Origin of the sequence: Streptomyces sp. NPDC004647 (genome assembly GCF_040609575.1) — a bacterium.
Classification (GTDB): domain Bacteria; phylum Actinomycetota; class Actinomycetes; order Streptomycetales; family Streptomycetaceae; genus Streptomyces.
The window spans coordinates 86,646-103,436 of sequence record NZ_JBEXKU010000019.1 but is presented as its reverse complement, the minus strand read 5'-3'; the positions used below and the strand labels follow the sequence as shown (position 1 = coordinate 103,436).

The window sequence follows — 16,791 nt, the reverse complement described above, 5'->3', positions numbered from 1 at the left end:
CGGTTACATTCCGAACCCGGAAGCTAAGCCTTTCAGCGCCGATGGTACTGCAGGGGGGACCCTGTGGGAGAGTAGGACGCCGCCGAACAATCATTGGCCTCAACCCCCAAGCCACGCTTGGGGGTTGAGGCATTTCTGCGTTCAGAACAAAAAACCACTGCCAACTACCGGCCCCCAACAGCACCTGTGTGCCGCCGAGACGATCGGCATACGCCCCGCCGTGTGCGGAGTCCGGGGCGGCGCAATTACCGCTGGTTCTGCCTACCCAGTAGTAGCGCCTGGCCGTACGCTCCCCGGCCATGGATGCAGCGCTGCGGCACGGCAGGGTCTCGTTGGCGGTCGGCTTCCTGGCACAGGGTGTGGCCTTTGCGCTGCTGGTGACGCGGATTCCTGCGATCCAGGACCGCTACGACGTATCGGACGCACTGCTGCCTGCAGTCCTGGCCGCCGTACCGGTCCTCGCGGGTGCGGGAAGCGTCGCGACCGAGCGGCTTGTCCGGCGCGTACGGCCGAGTGCCGTGCTGAGGTCGGCCCAGCCGCTGGTACTGCTCGCGCTCCTCGCCGTCGGTGAGGGCCATGAGTTGTGGCAACTCGCGGCCGCACTCGCCGTGTTCGGGTTGGCTGTCGGCGGCCTCGACGCGTCCATCAACATGCTCGGGGTCAGCCTCCAGCGGTCATACGGCCGCAGCATCATGCTGGGCTTCCACGCCGCGTACAGCCTCGGAGGAATCATCGGCGCCTCGCTCGCCTGGGCCGGCGCGCACTGGAACCTGTCCCTCATGGAGCTGTACGGCCCGGTGATCGGCGTACTCATCCCCGGAGCTCTGGTGGCGGGCCGCTGGTACGCCGACCAGGACACCCCGGAGCCCCACAAGGGGCCGGGGCCCGCGCCCGTCGTTTGTATGAAACTGCTGATGCCGCTGTGCCTGGTGATGGCATGTGCGTACATCGGTGACTCGACCGTCGCCAATTGGAGCGCGAAATACCTGCAGGACGTGCTCGGCAGCTCCGAGCAGCTCGCCACGGTCCCGTACAACGTCTACATGGTGACCACACTGCTCGGGCGGGCGGTCGGGGACCGGGGTGTGCGGCGCTTCGGGGCGGTCGCGGTGGTGCGGGGCGGGACAGTGCTCGCTGCCGGCGGCTTCGCCGTGGTGGCAGCGGCGCCCGACGCCTGGGCCGGCATGCTCGGGTTCACCATGCTCGGCTTCGGGCTGTCCGTGATCGTGCCGCAGACCTTCGCGGCAGCGGGGCGGCACGCCGGTGAACGTCACGGCGCCCGTGCCTCCGATGCCGCCGTCGCGCGGCTCAATATCTTCAACTATGTCGGCTTTCTCGTCGGCTCACCGCTCGTGGGGGCGCTGGGTGACGCGTGGAACTACCGGGGCGCGATGCTCGTACCGATGCTCCTGGTGCTCGTGACACTCCTGTACGCCCGATCGTTCGGGCCTGAATCAACCCGATACGGTGGCGCATATGAGCGGCCGTGCACAGCTGATGTGGGACGAGGCAGTAACGGGCTATGACTTCGGGCCCGGACATCCGATGGATCCGGTCCGGCTCGCGCTGACCATGCGCCTGGTGGAGGCGTACGGGCTGGACCGGGCGGTGGAGGTGGTGGCCGCCAAGTCGGCCGGGGACTCCACACTGCGGCTCGTCCACCGATCGGACTACATCAGCGCGGTACGCCGGGTGTCGGCGGATCCGAAGTCCGCGGACGGCTCGTACGGGCTGGGTACCGAGGACGATCCCGCCTTCGAGGGAATGCACGAGGCGTCCGCGCTGATCGCAGGCCAGTCGGTGGGTGCGGCCGATGCGGTGTGGCGCGGCGAGGCGCTGCACGCGGTGAACTTCGCGGGCGGGCTGCACCACGCGATGCCGGGCAGCGCGTCGGGCTTCTGTATCTACAACGACGCCGCGCTCGCGGTGGCCCGGCTGCTGGAGCTGGGCGCGGAGCGGGTCGCGTACGTGGATGTGGACGTACACCATGGTGACGGTGTGCAGGCGGCCTTCTGGGACGATCCGCGGGTCCTGACGATCTCGGTGCACGAGCATCCCCGGACGCTCTTCCCGCAGACCGGATGGCCGGAGGAGTCGGGCGGCGAGGCCGCCGAGGGCAGCGCGGTGAATCTGGCACTGCCGGCCGGGACGGCGGACGAGGGCTGGCTGCGGGCGTTCCACGCGGTGGTCCCGGAGTTGCTGGCGGCATTCCGGCCGCAGGCCCTGGTGACACAGCACGGGGCGGATACGCACTTCGAGGATCCGCTGGCTCATCTGGCGGTCAGCCTGGACGCACAGCGGGCGGTGGCGGAGTCGTGCCATGAGCTGGCGCACGAGCACGCCGACGGGCGCTGGGTGGCGCTGGGCGGAGGCGGTTACGCCATCGTGGATGTCGTGCCCCGGTGCTGGACGCATTTGGTGGCCATCGCAGCCGGGCGGCCGGTTCCGCCGGAGTCGGAGGTGCCGGAGGACTGGCGGCATCAGGTGTACGCGCGGACCCGGCAGCAGGCGCCGGCCCGGATGACGGACGGGCGCCAGGTGCGCTGGCAGGACTTCGCCGACGGTGGGTACGACCCGGCGAACCGTCTGGACCAGGCGATTCTGGCGACGCGGCGCGCGGTCTTCCCGGCCCACGGGCTGCTCCCGTAACAGCCCGGCCCCGCACCGCGCTTCGGCTGTGCGCGCTTCGGCTGTGCTCAGGCCGCGCTTCGGCTGCGTCGCGGGAGGTTACGCGGCACTACGCCAACGGTGGCTCTTATCCCCGTTCCCCGGCGGGAGGCGGCCCGGTCGGACAGCATCGGGGGCGTGTTGAGTGCTGAAGCGCTGCGTGCGCATCTGCTGGCGGCCCGGCTGGCGGGCGCCGTGGCCACCGCGCGGGAGACGAGCCTGCGCAGCTATCGTCTGTTCGCCGCCGGTGACCCGCGCGTACGGCTGGGGCTCGATCCTGAACAGTCATGGGCGGAGTCGGATCTGCTGCGGCTGATGGCCGACCGGTGCGGTGTCTCGGGCGATCCGGAGCATGTTTCCGGCCCCGATGTGATCGACCCCGACCGTACGCTGGCCGCGCTCGACGCGTTCGCCGGCCGGCTCGCCGCCGCTGCCGCCGCTCGCGCGCCGGTCCTCCTCGGCACCGGCCACCCCCACCGGCTCCTGGGTTTCTACGCCTCGTTGGCCTCCGCTCTCTCGGCGGCGGGATGCCCTGTCCTCACCCCGGCGCAGGGGCGATGTATCGACATAACGACCCGGTTCGGGCTACGCACGTACAACCTTCACTACGTACGGGGAGTCGCGATGGTGCGAGAACCCGGCGTACGAGGCTCCGGAAGTGAGACCGGCGTACACAGCCACTCACCGCTCCCGGTTCGTACCGCTCTCGCCGCCGCGGCGGACGCCCGTACCCCGCTCCCCTCGCTCGTCGTCGGGGACCACGGATGGGTCTGCGGAGCAGGTCAGCTGGGAATCGAGGCCGTCGGGCTGGCTGACACCGACGATCCCGCGCTCTTCGTCGGAGAGGCCGAGGGGCGGGTGTCCGTCGCTGTTCCACTTGATGACGCTGTGCGGTCCGATTACTACCGGCCGCTTACTCGCTATGTACTCAATCGAGCGTGTCTGTCACAGTAGGAGACCGAACGCTACTCCTCTTCCCCACTTGCATCACACGCCCCTAATCTGGGGAGGAGCGCACAGGGACGAGGAGTCACCGGAGGGGAAGCCGGTGCCCGTCATGTGCGGAAGGTTCAGGTGTGTCATGGCTGCTGGCGAGAGGCCTCTGAACGAGGTTCAGTTCCTTACCGTGGCGGAAGTCGCCTCGGTGATGCGCGTGTCCAAGATGACCGTGTACCGCTTGGTGCACAGTGGTCATCTGCCTGCGATCAGGGTGGGGCGGTCCTTCCGGGTTCCGGAACAGGCGGTCCACGAGTATCTCCGAGAGTCGTATGTGGGGGTGGAGACCGCCTGACGTCCATCCCTCGGATTACGTTCCTCACTCGGCGGCGGGTAGGCTGGGCCGACGTAGGTAGTGTGGGCTCGGACGCCCCGCACCGAGTGATTCGAAGTGAGCGAGGGTAGTCGTGGGCTCTGTTATCAAGAAGCGGCGCAAGCGGATGGCGAAGAAGAAGCACCGCAAGCTGCTCAAGCGCACCCGCGTCCAGCGTCGCAACAAGAAGTAAGCGACGGCTGAGCGTGACACGCCGCCCTCTCACCGCATGCCGGTGGGAGGGCGGCGTTGTTATATCCGATGGTGGTTCAGGTCATGGGTATCCGGCGACCGGCTGGAAATGTAGCTGTATGCATCCTCTGGTCACCGCAGTGCAACACCCACCCGATACGGTGACCGCTACGGGAATAAACCCGGAGCGGCCGATGGTGTGGGAAGGAAGGCGCTGATCTTGGGCAAAGTCGTGCTCGTCACTGGTGTCGCCCGGCGACTCGGAGGCCGTTTCGTACGACGTATCCAGCGTGAGCCCGAAGTCGACCGGGTGATCGGGGTGGATGCGGTACGTCCCGAGCACCACCTGGGCGGGGCCGACTTCGTCCAGGCCGACATCCGGCAGTCCACCATCGCGAAGGTTCTCGCCGAGCACGCCGTCGACACCGTGGTGCACATGGACATCACCGGCACGGCTCTGGGGACCCGTGGCAGCAGGAGCACGGTCAAGGAGACCAACGTCATCGGCACCATGCAGCTGCTCGGTGCCTGCCAGAAGGCGCCCGCGGTCACGCGGCTCGTGGTCAAGTCCAGCACCAGTGTGTACGGCTCCGCGCCCCGCGACCCGGCCGTCTTCTCCGAGAACACCCCGCCCAAGTCGCTGCCCAGCGGTGGCTTCGCGAAGGACTCGGTCGAGGTCGAGGGCTACGTCCGCGGCTTCGCCCGGCGCCGCCCCGATGTGGCCGTCTCCGTCCTGCGCTTCGCCAACATCCTCGGCCCGTGCGCCGATTCGCCGCTCGCCGACTACTTCTCCCTTCCCGTCCTCCCCACCGTCTTCGGCTACGACCCGCGGCTGCAGTTCGTGCACGAGGACGATGTGATGGAGGTATTGCGGATCGCCTGTTTCGAGGCCCGCCGCGGCACCCTCAACAGCGGCACGTTCAATATCGCGGGCGACGGCGTGCTGCTGCTCTCGCAGACCGCCCGGCGGCTCGGCCGCCCCACGGTGCCCGTGCTGCTGCCCGCCGTCACCTGGGTCGGCTCGGCGCTGCGGTCCGTCGGGATGACCGACTTCTCGCCGGAGCAGATCCGGCTGCTGACACACGGCCGTGTCGTCGAGACGACCCAGATGCGCGAGACACTGGGCTTTCAACCGAAGTACACGACCGCGGACGCCTTCGCGGACTTCGCCCGCAGCCGTGCCCCCGGGCTGATTCCGCCCCAGAGCCTCGCCCGTACCGTCGACCGGGTCGCGGATGCCGTATCCGGGCCCCGCAGTGAGGAGCGCACCTGACATGGCCGACGCCAAGGTCATCCCGTTCGGTGACGAACCGAGGTCGAGGCGTGGCAAGGCCAAGCCCAAGCCCAAACTGAACAGCCGCAGGACGGGCCCGCTGTCGCCCGTACCCGAGCAGCCCGGCCCCCATGAGGCTGGCTCCACCGAGACCGTGGCGCACGCGACGGCGGATGCGCAGGCCGGCCCGCCGGAGACCGGCGGGCGCTGGGAGCGGCGGCTCGCCCACGGGCTGTCGTTCCTGCGCCGCCGGGTCACCGGGGAGTACGACGTCGATGACTTCGGCTACGACGAGGAGCTCACCGACCAGGTCCTGATGTCCCTACTGCGCCCGGTGTACGAGAAGTACTTCCGGGTCGAAGTGAAGGGCATCGAGAACATCCCGGCCACCGGTGGCGCTCTGGTCGTCGCCAACCACTCCGGGACGCTGCCCCTGGACGGGCTGATGCTCCAGGTCGCGGTGCACGACAACCACCCCGCCGACCGTCATCTGCGGCTGCTCGCCGCCGACCTCGTCTTCATGCTGCCGGTGGTCAACGAGCTGGCGCGGAAGGCCGGTCACACCCTGGCGTGCGCCGAGGACGCCCAGCGGCTGCTGGAGCGCGGTGAGGTGGTCGGGGTGATGCCCGAGGGCTTCAAGGGCATCGGGAAGCCGTTCTCCGACCGCTACAAGCTGCAGCGCTTCGGACGGGGCGGATTCGTCTCCACGGCGCTGAAGGCCGGGGCCCCGATCGTGCCCTGCTCGATCGTGGGCGCCGAGGAGATCTACCCGATGATCGGGAACGCCAAGACCCTCGCCCGGCTCCTGGGTTTTCCGTACTTCCCGCTGACGCCGACCTTTCCCTGGCTCGGGCCGCTCGGCGCCGTACCGCTGCCGACGAAGTGGACGATCCAGTTCGGTGAGCCGATCCCGACCGACGGCTATCCGGCGGAGGCGGCCGAGGACCCGATGCTGATGTTCAACCTCACGGACCAGGTACGAGAAACGATCCAGCACACGCTCTACACCCTGCTCGTGCAGCGGCGCTCGGTCTTCTTCTAGAACATCGTCCAGAGAGAGGACCGAGCGCCGCTGGGAGCAACGGAAAGGCGGGGCTGCCTAGTTCGCGTCCTGGCCTTCGATGCCCAGACCCGGGAGCAGGCCCGGCAGCAGTGGCGGAAGGGTGACATCCGGCTTCGGTGACTTGCCGCTTCCGCCGCTCTGGCCGGAAGGCGTCGGGCTGCCGCTCTTCTGCGGCTCGAGCAGATCGCCGGCGCCGTCGATCAGCCCTGGGTCCCCGTGCCGGGACGCCGACGGGCGAGGCTTGCTCTCGCCGCCGCTCCGCCGCTCGGACGGGGTGCTCGCGGATGCCTCGGGCTCCCCGGACGTATGCTCGGAACCGCTCGCTCCCGAGGAGCTGCGGGAGCCCTCACCGGAGCGGTCCTCCTTGCCCCGCGCGGAGGGCAGCAGGGACTTCAGCGGACCCACCTCTTCGTCCATGGCGTCGAAGACCGATGTCACCTCGTCGCTCACATCGGTGAGTTGAGCGGGCAGCCGGTCGCGCAGCTCCCGCCAGCTCTCGCGGTGGGACTTCGAGAAGGACTCCAGCGCCTGGATCGGGCCGAGCGAACCGTCGCGCTCGTACGCCGCGGACAGCAGCCGGTGGCCCTCGGAGGCGTCGTACCGCATACCCGAGAGGGCCCTGCGGACCTCGCCCAGCGATTCGCTGTCGAGATCTCCGGAGCGGCCCCGCTCCATCAGTCTGCGGGCCTCGTGCATCCGTGTGGCGGCCTGGTCGAGATAGACCTCGCCGCGGTCGGAGCCATCGTCCGCGAGGTTGCGCTTCAGATCCTCCATGCCGCGCTTGAACCCGTACAGCGAGTCGCCGGGCAGCGCGTCCGAACTGGCCGCCGCGACACCGCTGAACGCCCCGGCCGCGACCCCGACCGTGAGCCCGCCGACCGCGAGGCCCTTGGACCAGCGGGACCGGGGCTGGAGTCTCCGTAGTGGGCTCGCCCGGTGGGCGCCCTTACGGGAGCGCTGCTCGGGGACCTGCGGACCGCCGGAAACGCTGCTCTCGGCGAGCATCGCCTCCATCGCAGCGACCAGTTGGGCCCGCTGCACAGTCCTGACCTCGGGATCCAGCTGCGGCTTCGGCAGATCGCCGAGCCCGCCCGCCAGGTCCAGCAGCTTCCCCCGGCCTTTGGCCGACGGGATTCCATACTCGGCATTCGCCGCCGAAGCACCGGGTTGCTCGGCCGTCCGGTCCCCGGAGGTCTGCTCCTCCAGGGCCTGGGCGAAGGCGTTCGCCCGCCGGTGCGCCGATACGTTCGCGATCACGGGCGGCACCTCCTCTCGTCGTCACCTGCGACTCCCCGGCATGTGTGGAAGGTTGCACAACTTGAGCGCTTCCACTCGATCGAGTGAGCGGAAGTGGACAAATTGCGACCACAGGGAGCCTGCAACCAGGACAACGAGCGGCGCGGCAGTCGGGTTACGGACGGACGATGATCGGACCGCGGGGTCATGGATGGTCACCGTATGTGTCGTAGAGGCGTGTGTGTGGTCAGCGGGCGTCGTCCGGGAGCAGCCGGGCCAGGGTGCGGACGGCCCGGTACTGGAGGGTTTTGATGGCGCCTTCGTTCTTCCCCATCACGCGGGCCGTCTCGGCGACCGAGAGGCCCTGGAGGAAGCGCAGCGTCACGCACTCCTGCTGCTGTGGATTGAGCTTGCGGACCGCCTCCAGCAGAGCGGCGTTGGACAGCGATTCGAGGACGGAGTCCTCCGGGCTGCGCTCGACCTCGTTGGCGTCGAGCATCTCGCCGGTGGTGACCTCGAGACGGAACCGGCTGGACTTGAAGTGGTCGGCGACCAGGTTGCGGGCGATCGTCACCAGCCAGGCGCCGAAGTCGCGGCCCTGCCAGGTGAAGGTGCCGATACGGCGCAGAGCCCGCAGGAACGTCTCACTGGTGAGGTCCTCGGCCGTGGCCTTTCCGCCCACCCGGTAGTAGATGTACCGGTACACCGTGTCGGCGTACTGGTCGTAGAGGCGGCCGAAGGCCTCGGCCTCGCCGGCCTGGGCACGCTCGACCAGGTCCATCATGCGACGGCTGTCGCTGTCGGCCGCCGGACGGCGGGTGGTGCCGGCGGCGGCACCGGCGCGCGTACGTCTGCTGACGGCGGCGGTGCTCTCGGCCAGGGCGTAGGCAGGGCCGGCAGGACCGGCGGCAGGGACAGGCGCGGCGAAGGCGGGGACGGCGTACGCGGTGGGGACGAAGCCGCGCAGATGGTCGGCGACCGTCGCACGGAGCGTAGCCAGGCCCGAGGCGTCAACCCCGACGTGTGGGTACACGGGACTCCCAGAGGCAGAGCTTCCAACACGTGCAGTGCGGAACCGTTCACCCGTCGTAGGGACGCGTGGGTACCGGTTTGCGTCTGAGGAGAATAACGCTTCGTACAGGCTGCGCTACACCGAGTTGCTCAAATCGTCGGTTCGGAACGCACTGTTATGGATTGATGACCGATTGAAGAGCATCTATGGGATAGATAGTGATCGATTTTCTTCGCGGACTGTGCGATTGCCGGTCACCTTGTGCCAGTGCGCTGGCATCGGGACTGGCGGGAGCCCGAAGGGGTAAGAAGTCCGGAATGGCCGCGCGTCGCTGGAGAAGTCCGGAGAGTTCCGGCGCGTTCCGGAGCGTGCCGGAGAGTTCCGGAGGTCCGGCACAGGGCGACGCCCGCCGCGCGGCGTCGCGGGGCGGGCGGGAAGAGCCTGACGGGAAGAGTCGCGCCGGGGAAGTGCCGGGACGGGGAGCGTGAGGACAGGAAGAGCCCGTCGGGCCCTAGCGGCGGCGGCGCTGCAGGGCCACCGCGGCCGCCGCGCCTCCGGCCAGCGCTCCGACCCCGGCGGCGGCCGGGATGCCGACCTTCGCGGCCTTGCGTCCGGTCCGGTAGTCGCGCAGTCGCCAGTTGTGTTCGCGGGCGTGCTTGCGCAGTCTGCTGTCCGGGTTGATCGCGTACGGATGTCCGACGATCGACAGCATCGGGATGTCATTGGCCGAGTCGCTGTACGCGGCGCTGCGCGACAGGTCCAGGCCCTCGGCCGTCGCCAGGGCCCGTACGGCCTCGGCCTTGGCGGGGCCGTGGAGCGGCTCGCCGACGAGCTTGCCGGTGTAGATGCCGTTCAGGGACTCCGCGACCGTGCCGAGCGCTCCGGTCAGTCCGAGGCGGCGGGCGATGATCGTCGCGGTTTCCACCGGAGCCGCCGTGACCAGCCACACCCGCTGGCCCGCGTCCAGATGGGCCTGGGCGAGGGCACGGGTGCCGGGCCAGATCCGCTCCGCCATGTACTCGTCGTAGATCTCCTCGCCCATCTCCATGAGCTCGGAGACGCGGTGGCCCTTCACGATGGAGAGCGCGCTGTTGCGGGCGTCCTCCATATGGGCCGGGTCCTCGACACCGGCCAGCCGGAACCACGCCTGCTGCCACGCGAAGCGGGCCAGCTCGCGCTTGCGGAAGAACTTCCGCTTGTAGAGGCCGCGGCCGAAGTGGAAGAGCGCGGCGCCCTGCATGACCGTGTTGTCGAGGTCGAAGAAGGCAGCGGCCAGATGGTCCCCCGCGACGGGGAATTCGGGTTCCGCGACGGCATCACCGCTCTCCAGGGAGGCGGTGTCGATGAAGGACTTGCGGGCTGCCTCGGCAGCGGCTTCGCCTGCCAGCACACTACGTGCCGTGGCGGAGCGCCTTCGGGGGGTGAGCCATCCCAGTGCGGCCATGACGTGAGCATAGCCAGTGCGTTCGGTCAATCAGGAGTCGGGAGCAATCGGGCGCGTGAACTTGTCGCGGCGCCTTTGTGACCCGCGCCGGCGCGCCCGCCCGGCCGGGCGGGTCCTGTCACCTCTCCGGTCACCCGCCCAGGGCCTTCCGGAGGCGTTTCGGGTCCACCCGCCAGAAGTCGTGCTGGGCGCCGTCCACGAGGACGACGGGGATCTGTTCCCAGTACTTGCGGTGCAGCTCCGCGTCCTGTGTGATGTCCTTTTCTTCCCAGCTCGAACCGAGCTCTTCGCAGACTGTGACGATCACCTCTCTGGCGTCGTCGCACAGATGGCAGCCGGGCTTGCCGATCAGTGTGACGGTGCTGTCGGCGGCGTTTTTCCGGGGCGCGCGGCGCGGCAGTGGGCTCATAACTGCATTGTGCAGGCCCCAGGAATGCGTAAAAGACCCGGTTCCGGGTCGATTACCATCGTGGCGTTTTGGGTTCTTCGGGGGCAAAGTCTTAAGGAGAGTGGGCGCGTGCCCCGTTTGCGGCTGGGGGCACTCTCCCAGCTACCGCCGGGGGGACTCCCGCCGGCGACAGCTGGGGGAAGATCTGTGCCATGAGTGGTTCCGCGATCATACGATCAAAGGGCGTGACCCCGGTCACTTTGCTCGGACAAAGCGGACACCATCTTTGTGCACGCGTTCACAAAGACATAGCCTGCTGTCGACGGGGTGGCCCTGCGACACATGGCCACCTGCAGCCCCGCTCTACCCGCAGGAGCACCGTGGCAACTGGCCGAACTCACCGACCGGCGACCCGAAGCCGAGGGATTCCCGAGGCCACCGTCGCCCGGCTTCCGCTGTATCTGCGCGCTCTGACCGCACTGTCCGAGCGCTCTGTGCCCACGGTCTCCTCCGAGGAGCTCGCGGCCGCCGCCGGGGTCAATTCCGCCAAGCTGCGCAAGGACTTCTCCTACCTCGGCTCGTACGGCACCCGCGGTGTCGGCTACGACGTCGAGTACCTCGTCTACCAGATCTCCCGCGAGCTCGGCCTCACCCAGGACTGGCCGGTCGTGATCGTCGGTATCGGTAACCTCGGCGCCGCGCTCGCGAACTACGGCGGCTTCGCCTCCCGTGGCTTCCGTGTCGCCGCGCTGATCGACGCCGACCCCGAGATGGCCGGCAAGCCGGTCGCCGGGCTGCCCGTCCGGCACACCGATGAACTCGAAGCGATCATCAGCGACAACGGCGTCTCCATCGGCGTCATCGCCACCCCGGCGGGCGCTGCCCAGCAGGTCTGCGAGCGGCTCGTCGCCGCCGGTGTGACCTCGATCCTCAATTTCGCGCCCACCGTGCTGTCCGTGCCCGACGGCGTGGACGTGCGCAAGGTCGACCTGTCGATAGAGCTCCAGATCCTCGCCTTCCATGAGCAGCGGAAGGCCGGGGAGGACGGTGCGCACGAGGGCGCGGTCCCGCCGCCGCCCATCCGTGCGGGCGCCGACGGGGGCAGGAAGGGACCCGACGGGGACGTGCCCGCCGTGATGCCGGCATGAGTCTTCTGGTCGTCGGCCTGAGCCACCGCAGCGCACCGGTGAGTGTGCTCGAGCGGGCTGCCATCACCCCGGAAACGCAGGGCAAGCTCCTCCAGGACGCGCTCGCCGCCGAGCCGGCCAGTGAGGCCGCGGTGCTCGCCACCTGCAACCGCATCGAGCTCTACGCCGAGGTGGACAAGTTCCACGCGGGTGTGGCCGAGCTGTCCACGCTGCTCTCCGTACACAGCGGTGTCGGCCTCGACGAGCTCACGCCGTATCTCTATGTGCACTACGAGGACCGGGCCGTCCACCACCTCTTCTCGGTGGCCTGCGGCCTGGACTCGATGGTCATCGGCGAGGGGCAGATCCTCGGTCAGATCAAGGACGCCCTCGCGCTCGGCCAGGAGCTGCACAGCGCGGGCCGGCTGCTCAACGACCTGTTCCAGCGGGCGCTGCGGGTGGGCAAGCGGGCGCACAGCGAGACCGGGATCGACCGCGCCGGGCAGTCGCTCGTCACGTTCGGTCTGCAGGAGCTCGCGGCCGGGGCCGCTGTCGAGCCGTGGGCGGCCGGGAAGCGCGCGCTGGTCATCGGTGCCGGTTCGATGTCCTCGCTGGCCGCCACCACGCTCGCACGCGCGGGTGTCATGGAACTGGTGATCGCAAATCGCACGCTCGATCGAGCCGAGCGGCTGACCGGCATTCTCGCCGAGCAGACCGGACCCGAGCTCCGGGCCCGCGCCGTGCCGATGGACGATGTGGCCACCGAACTGGCGCGCGCCGACCTCGTGATCTCCTGCACCGGCGCGACCGGGCTCGTACTGAACGGCGAGGCCGTCGACGAGGCCGTACGCGACCGCAACGGGTCGGCGGAGTCCGGTGGAGCGCCGCGCACGCTGCATCTGCTCGACCTCGCCATGCCGCGCGACATCGACGCCGCCGCGCACCGTATCGGGGGCGTACGCCTGGTCGACATAGAGACCCTCGCGGAGGCCTCCGCCGACGCGCCCATGGCCGCCGACGTCGACCGCGTCCGCGGCATCGTCTCCGAAGAGGTCGCGGCCTTCGGCGCCGCACAGCGCGCCGCTCACATCACCCCCACGGTGGTCGCCCTACGCACCATGGCCGCCGACCTCGTGGCGGGTGAGATCGCCCGGCTCGACGGGCGCCTCCCGGGCCTCGGTGACAAGGAGCGCGCGGAGATCGCCCAGACCGTGCGCCGCGTCGTGGACAAACTCCTGCACGCGCCGACCGTGCGGGTCAAGGAACTGGCGGGCGAGCCCGGCGGCGCCGGGTACGCGGACGCGCTGCGCGAGCTCTTCGACCTCGACCCGCAGGCAGTCGCGGCCGTCAGCAGGGCCGATACGAACGAACCGAATCGAGGGCGGTCATGAGCAGTACGCCCCCTGACGCGGGCCGGACACCACTCCGGCTCGGAACCAGGCGCAGCAGGCTCGCCATGGCGCAGTCCGGACTCGTCGCGGACTCCGTTCGCAGCCTCACCGGCCGGCCTGTGGAGCTCGTGGAGATCACCACTTACGGTGACACCTCCCGGGAGGCGCTGGCCCAGATCGGCGGCACCGGGGTGTTCGTCTCCGCGCTGCGGGACGCCCTGCTGCGCGGCGAGATCGACTTCGCTGTGCACTCCCTCAAGGACCTGCCGACGACCGATCCCGAGGGCCTGGTCCTGGCCGCCGTACCGTCGCGCGAGGATCCGCGCGACGCGCTGATAGCCCGCGACGGTCTGACGTTCGAGCAGCTGACGGCTCCGTCCCAGCGGGGGCCGGCCCGTATCGGTACCGGCTCGCCGCGCCGGATGGCACAGCTCAACGCCTGGGCCCGCACCCTCGGCCGGGACATCGAGACCGTCCCGATCCGCGGCAATGTGGAGACCCGCATCGGGTTCGTGCGCTCCGGGGAGCTCGACGGCGTCGTCCTCGCCGCCGCGGGGCTGACCCGGATCGGCCTGATCGACGAGGCGACCGAGAAGCTGCCCGTCGACACCGTCCTGCCCGCCCCCGGCCAGGGGGCCCTGGCTATCGAGTGTGCCGCGTCGAACGCGGACCTTGCAGCTCGTCTCGCCGAGCTCGACGACCCGTACACCCGGGTCGCCGTGACCGCCGAGCGTTCCCTGCTCGCCGCCCTGGAGGCCGGCTGCAGCGCACCTGTGGGCGCGCTGGCCGACCTTCTGGCCGACGGACAGGTTGTCACCGAACTGCGCCTGCGTGGCGTCGTCGGCACCACCGACGGCAAAACACTGGTGCAGCTGTCCACCACCGGACCCGTACCCGCGTCTCACGACGACGCCCTGGCTCTCGGCCGCGACCTGGCCGCCGAGATGCTGGCGAAGGGTGCGGCCGGTCTTATGGGGGAGCGAGAACTTTGAGCCCCACCGCCGCAAATCTTGCTAGAGCACCACACGCTGGTCTCGGTCACGTCACCTTCCTCGGTGCCGGACCCGGAGATCCGGGACTGCTGACGCTGCGCGCCGTCGAGGCGCTGGCCCGGGCGGATGTCCTGGTCGCCGACCCGCAGGTGCTCGACGTGGTGCGTAGGCACACGAGGGCAGGCGTGGACATCCCGCTGCCGGAGCATGACGAGCCGTCAACTTCTGTTGCCGGGCCCGCCGTGCGAGATGCGGCCAATATTGTCATGGGGGCCGCGCGGGGCGGCAAGCGGGTCGTCCGTGCGGTCGCGGGCGACCCCGGCCTGGACGGTTACGCGGCCGAGGAGATGCTGGCGTGCGCAGGTCAGGGCATCCCGTTCGAGGTGGTGCCGGGTGTGGCCACCGCGGTGGGTGTCCCGGCCTACGCGGGTGTGCCGCTGCGCTCCGCCGACGGCGCGGATGTCCATTTCCTGGATATTCGCGGCCTGGATGTGCGCGGCCTGGACGCACGTGGCGCGGGCGCCCGTGCGCCCTCGGACCGCAGCTGGACCGAGGTCGGCGCCGGCGACTCCACCGCCGTCCTCTCCACCACCCTGGAGTCGGTGTCTGCCGCGGCGAGCGAGCTGGTCGCGGCCGGCCGCAAGCCGGACACACCGATGACCGTCACCGTCGCCGGTACGACCACCCGGCAGCGGACGTGGACCGCCACTCTGGGGTCCATCGCGCAGGTGCTGAAGGCGGCCAAGGCGCTGCCGTCCCCGGACGGCGGCCAGCCCGTCATAGCCGTCATCGGCGAGCACAGCGCTGCCGACCGGCGCGACCAGCTGTCGTGGTTCGAGTCCAAGCCGCTCTTCGGCTGGAAGGTCCTCGTGCCGCGGACGAAGGAGCAGGCGGCCTCGCTCTCCGACCAGCTGCGCAGCTACGGTGCGGTGCCCTATGAGGTGCCCACCATCGCCGTCGAGCCGCCGCGTACCCCGCAGCAGATGGAGCGGGCGGTCAAGGGCCTGGTCACCGGCCGCTACGAGTGGATCGCCTTCACCTCGGTCAACGCCGTGAAGGCCGTCCGGGAGAAGTTCGAGGAGTACGGGCTCGACGCCCGGGCCTTCGCCGGGATCAAGGTCGCGGCCGTGGGAGAGCAGACCGCCGCGGCGCTGGTCGACTTCGGCGTGAAGCCCGACCTGGTGCCCAGCGGTGAGCAGTCGGCCGCGGGGTTGCTGGAGGACTGGCCGCCGTACGACGCGGTGTTCGACCCGATCGACCGGGTCTTCCTGCCGCGCGCCGACATCGCCACCGAGACCCTGGTCGCGGGGCTGATCGAGCTGGGCTGGGAGGTCGACGACGTCACCGCGTACCGGACCGTACGCGCTTCGCCGCCGCCGGCGGACACCCGTGAGGCGATCAAGGGCGGCGGTTTCGACGCGGTCCTCTTCACCTCCTCCTCCACCGTGCGGAACCTCGTCGGTATCGCCGGGAAGCCGCACAATGTGACGGTGATCGCCTGCATCGGACCGGCCACCGCCAAGACCGCGGAGGAGCACGGCCTGCGGGTCGATGTGCTGTCGCCCGAGCCTTCGGTGCACAAGCTTGCCGAGGCCCTCGCGGAGTTCGGCGCCCAGCGCCGGGCCGCGGCCCTCGAGGCGGGTGAACACGTCACCCGGCCGAGCGAGCGCCGGCCGGGATCGCGCAGGAGGCGCACGTGAGCGTTTACGGAAAGTTCCCCGGGGCGCGGCCGCGACGGCTGCGTACGACCCCCGCCATGCGGCGGATGGTCGCGGAGAACCGGCTGCACCCGGCCGAGCTGATCCTTCCCGCCTTTGTGCGGGAGGGCATCAGCGAGCCGGTGCCGGTCTCCTCCATGCCCGGCGTCGTCCAGCACACCCGCAACACCCTGCGGAAGGCCGCCGCCGAGGCGGTCCAGGCAGGCATCGGCGGGATCATGCTCTTCGGCGTCCCGGAGCTGAAGGACGCGGTCGGCAGCCAGGGCACGGACCCCAACGGGATCCTTCAGGTGGCCATCCGCGATGTGCGGGCCGAGGTCGGCGACGACCTGGTCATCATGTCGGACCTGTGCCTGGACGAGTACACCGACCACGGCCACTGCGGTGTCCTGGACGACGACGGCCGGGTGGACAACGACGCGACGCTGGAGCGCTACGCCGAGATGGCCCGGGTGCAGGCGGACGCGGGCGTCCACGTCGTCGGACCGAGCGGGATGATGGACGGTCAGGTCCGGGTGATCCGTCAGGCGCTGGACGGCATCGGCCACCAGGACGTCTCGATCCTCGCCTACACCGCGAAGTACACCTCCGCCTTCTACGGGCCGTTCCGCGAGGCCGTCGCCTCGTCGCTGAAGGGTGACCGCAAGACGTACCAGCAGGACCCGGCCAACGCCCGGGAGTCCCTGCGGGAGTTGGCGCTCGACCTCGAAGAGGGCGCCGACATGGTCATGGTCAAGCCCGCGCTGCCCCACCTCGACATCCTGCGCCGGATCGCGGACACGGTGAATGTGCCGGTCTCCGCATACCAGATCTCGGGCGAGTACGCGATGGTCGAGGCCGCGGCCGAGAAGGGCTGGTTGGACCGGGACCGCGCCATCATGGAGACGCTCATCGGCATCAAGCGCGCGGGGGCCGGAACGGTCCTCACGTACTGGGCGACGGAGGTCGCGCAGCGGCTGAACCGCGGGGAGTAGTTCCC

The 16,791-nt window shown here is 69.8% G+C and carries 16 protein-coding genes and 1 rRNA gene; 13 read left to right on the top strand and 4 right to left on the bottom strand.

Annotation, left to right across the window (positions count from 1 at the left end; all coding sequences use genetic code 11):
- The 8 genes from rrf to ABZW18_RS11410 all read left to right on the top strand — a co-directional run.
- Positions 1-88, top strand: a 5S ribosomal RNA gene (gene rrf / locus ABZW18_RS11445); the annotation flags it as partial.
- A gap of 211 nt (positions 89-299) precedes the next feature.
- The gene (locus tag ABZW18_RS11440; protein WP_356185380.1) at positions 300-1,526 is read left to right on the top strand and encodes an MFS transporter; all 1,227 of its coding nucleotides are present in this window, start codon (positions 300-302) and stop codon (positions 1,524-1,526) included.
- Complete coding sequence (locus ABZW18_RS11435) at positions 1,477-2,649, top strand: acetoin utilization protein AcuC (RefSeq protein WP_356185378.1); 1,173 nt, start codon at positions 1,477-1,479, stop codon at positions 2,647-2,649. The genes ABZW18_RS11440 and ABZW18_RS11435 overlap by 50 nt, the downstream gene beginning before the upstream one ends.
- A gap of 156 nt (positions 2,650-2,805) precedes the next feature.
- Positions 2,806-3,621 carry a phosphatase gene (locus ABZW18_RS11430; RefSeq protein ID WP_356185377.1) on the top strand — a complete coding sequence of 272 codons (816 nt, stop codon included), beginning with the start codon at positions 2,806-2,808 and terminating at the stop codon, positions 3,619-3,621.
- A gap of 127 nt (positions 3,622-3,748) precedes the next feature.
- On the top strand, positions 3,749-3,958 hold the full coding sequence (locus ABZW18_RS11425; RefSeq protein ID WP_093781815.1) for a helix-turn-helix domain-containing protein: 210 nt from the start codon (positions 3,749-3,751) through the stop codon (positions 3,956-3,958).
- 112 nt (positions 3,959-4,070) lie between these two features.
- Positions 4,071-4,169 (top strand): AURKAIP1/COX24 domain-containing protein, encoded by a 99-nt coding sequence (locus ABZW18_RS11420; RefSeq protein WP_003948845.1) that lies wholly within the window; start codon positions 4,071-4,073, stop codon positions 4,167-4,169.
- 219 nt (positions 4,170-4,388) lie between these two features.
- Entirely contained in the window at positions 4,389-5,441 is a 1,053-nt protein-coding gene (locus ABZW18_RS11415) for an NAD-dependent epimerase/dehydratase family protein (RefSeq protein WP_356185374.1), read from the top strand.
- A 1-nt stretch (position 5,442) separates the two neighbouring features.
- Positions 5,443-6,483: a lysophospholipid acyltransferase family protein gene (locus ABZW18_RS11410; RefSeq protein WP_356185372.1), complete on the top strand. Its 1,041-nt coding sequence runs from the start codon at positions 5,443-5,445 to the stop codon at positions 6,481-6,483.
- A gap of 57 nt (positions 6,484-6,540) precedes the next feature.
- On the opposite strand, the gene ABZW18_RS11405 is transcribed toward ABZW18_RS11410, so the two are convergent.
- The 4 genes from ABZW18_RS11405 to ABZW18_RS11390 all read right to left on the bottom strand — a co-directional run bounded on the left by ABZW18_RS11405 (position 6,541) and on the right by ABZW18_RS11390 (position 10,605).
- Positions 6,541-7,761, bottom strand: a complete 1,221-nt coding sequence (locus tag ABZW18_RS11405) for a DUF5667 domain-containing protein (protein ID WP_356185370.1) — start codon at positions 7,759-7,761, stop codon at positions 6,541-6,543.
- Positions 7,762-7,987: 226 nt separating this feature from the next.
- A complete protein-coding gene (locus tag ABZW18_RS11400; RefSeq protein WP_356185367.1) occupies positions 7,988-8,773 on the bottom strand; it encodes an ECF subfamily RNA polymerase sigma factor, BldN family in 786 nt (261 codons plus the stop codon).
- Between the two features lie 490 nt (positions 8,774-9,263).
- Positions 9,264-10,196: an HAD-IB family hydrolase gene (locus ABZW18_RS11395; RefSeq protein ID WP_356185364.1), complete on the bottom strand. Its 933-nt coding sequence runs from the start codon at positions 10,194-10,196 to the stop codon at positions 9,264-9,266.
- A gap of 130 nt (positions 10,197-10,326) precedes the next feature.
- Positions 10,327-10,605, bottom strand: coding sequence for a glutaredoxin family protein (locus ABZW18_RS11390; RefSeq protein ID WP_356185362.1), 279 nt, complete (start codon positions 10,603-10,605; stop codon positions 10,327-10,329).
- Positions 10,606-10,964: 359 nt separating this feature from the next.
- On the opposite strand from ABZW18_RS11390, the gene ABZW18_RS11385 reads away from it, so the two are divergent.
- The 5 genes from ABZW18_RS11385 to hemB are packed head-to-tail and all read left to right on the top strand — an operon-like array spanning position 10,965 to position 16,786.
- Complete coding sequence (locus ABZW18_RS11385) at positions 10,965-11,732, top strand: redox-sensing transcriptional repressor Rex (protein WP_356185359.1); 768 nt, start codon at positions 10,965-10,967, stop codon at positions 11,730-11,732.
- Positions 11,729-13,102 carry a glutamyl-tRNA reductase gene (locus ABZW18_RS11380; RefSeq protein ID WP_356185356.1) on the top strand — a complete coding sequence of 458 codons (1,374 nt, stop codon included), beginning with the start codon at positions 11,729-11,731 and terminating at the stop codon, positions 13,100-13,102. The genes ABZW18_RS11385 and ABZW18_RS11380 overlap by 4 nt, the downstream gene beginning before the upstream one ends.
- Positions 13,099-14,094 carry a hydroxymethylbilane synthase gene (hemC, locus tag ABZW18_RS11375; RefSeq protein ID WP_356185353.1) on the top strand — a complete coding sequence of 332 codons (996 nt, stop codon included), beginning with the start codon at positions 13,099-13,101 and terminating at the stop codon, positions 14,092-14,094. Before ABZW18_RS11380 ends, hemC begins: the two co-directional genes overlap by 4 nt.
- Positions 14,091-15,794: a uroporphyrinogen-III synthase gene (locus ABZW18_RS11370; RefSeq protein ID WP_356185351.1), complete on the top strand. Its 1,704-nt coding sequence runs from the start codon at positions 14,091-14,093 to the stop codon at positions 15,792-15,794. The genes hemC and ABZW18_RS11370 overlap by 4 nt, the downstream gene beginning before the upstream one ends.
- Positions 15,791-16,786, top strand: coding sequence for a porphobilinogen synthase (gene hemB, locus ABZW18_RS11365; protein ID WP_356185349.1), 996 nt, complete (start codon positions 15,791-15,793; stop codon positions 16,784-16,786). Before ABZW18_RS11370 ends, hemB begins: the two co-directional genes overlap by 4 nt.
- The last annotated feature ends 5 nt before the right edge of the window (positions 16,787-16,791 follow it).

What these genes read in the sequence shown, in the direction of transcription:
- ABZW18_RS11380 (WP_356185356.1), top strand. Translation starts at nt 11,729, where the DNA reads ATGAGTCTTCTGGTCGTCGGCCTGAGCCACCGCAGCGCACCGGTGAGT.
- hemC (WP_356185353.1), top strand. Translation starts at nt 13,099, where the DNA reads ATGAGCAGTACGCCCCCTGACGCGGGCCGGACACCACTCCGGCTCGGA.
- ABZW18_RS11440 (WP_356185380.1), top strand. Translation starts at nt 300, where the DNA reads ATGGATGCAGCGCTGCGGCACGGCAGGGTCTCGTTGGCGGTCGGCTTC.
- ABZW18_RS11395 (WP_356185364.1), bottom strand. Translation starts at nt 10,196, where the DNA reads ATGGCCGCACTGGGATGGCTCACCCCCCGAAGGCGCTCCGCCACGGCA.
- ABZW18_RS11410 (WP_356185372.1), top strand. Translation starts at nt 5,443, where the DNA reads ATGGCCGACGCCAAGGTCATCCCGTTCGGTGACGAACCGAGGTCGAGG.
- ABZW18_RS11425 (WP_093781815.1), top strand. Translation starts at nt 3,749, where the DNA reads ATGGCTGCTGGCGAGAGGCCTCTGAACGAGGTTCAGTTCCTTACCGTG.
- ABZW18_RS11435 (WP_356185378.1), top strand. Translation starts at nt 1,477, where the DNA reads ATGAGCGGCCGTGCACAGCTGATGTGGGACGAGGCAGTAACGGGCTAT.
- ABZW18_RS11390 (WP_356185362.1), bottom strand. Translation starts at nt 10,605, where the DNA reads ATGAGCCCACTGCCGCGCCGCGCGCCCCGGAAAAACGCCGCCGACAGC.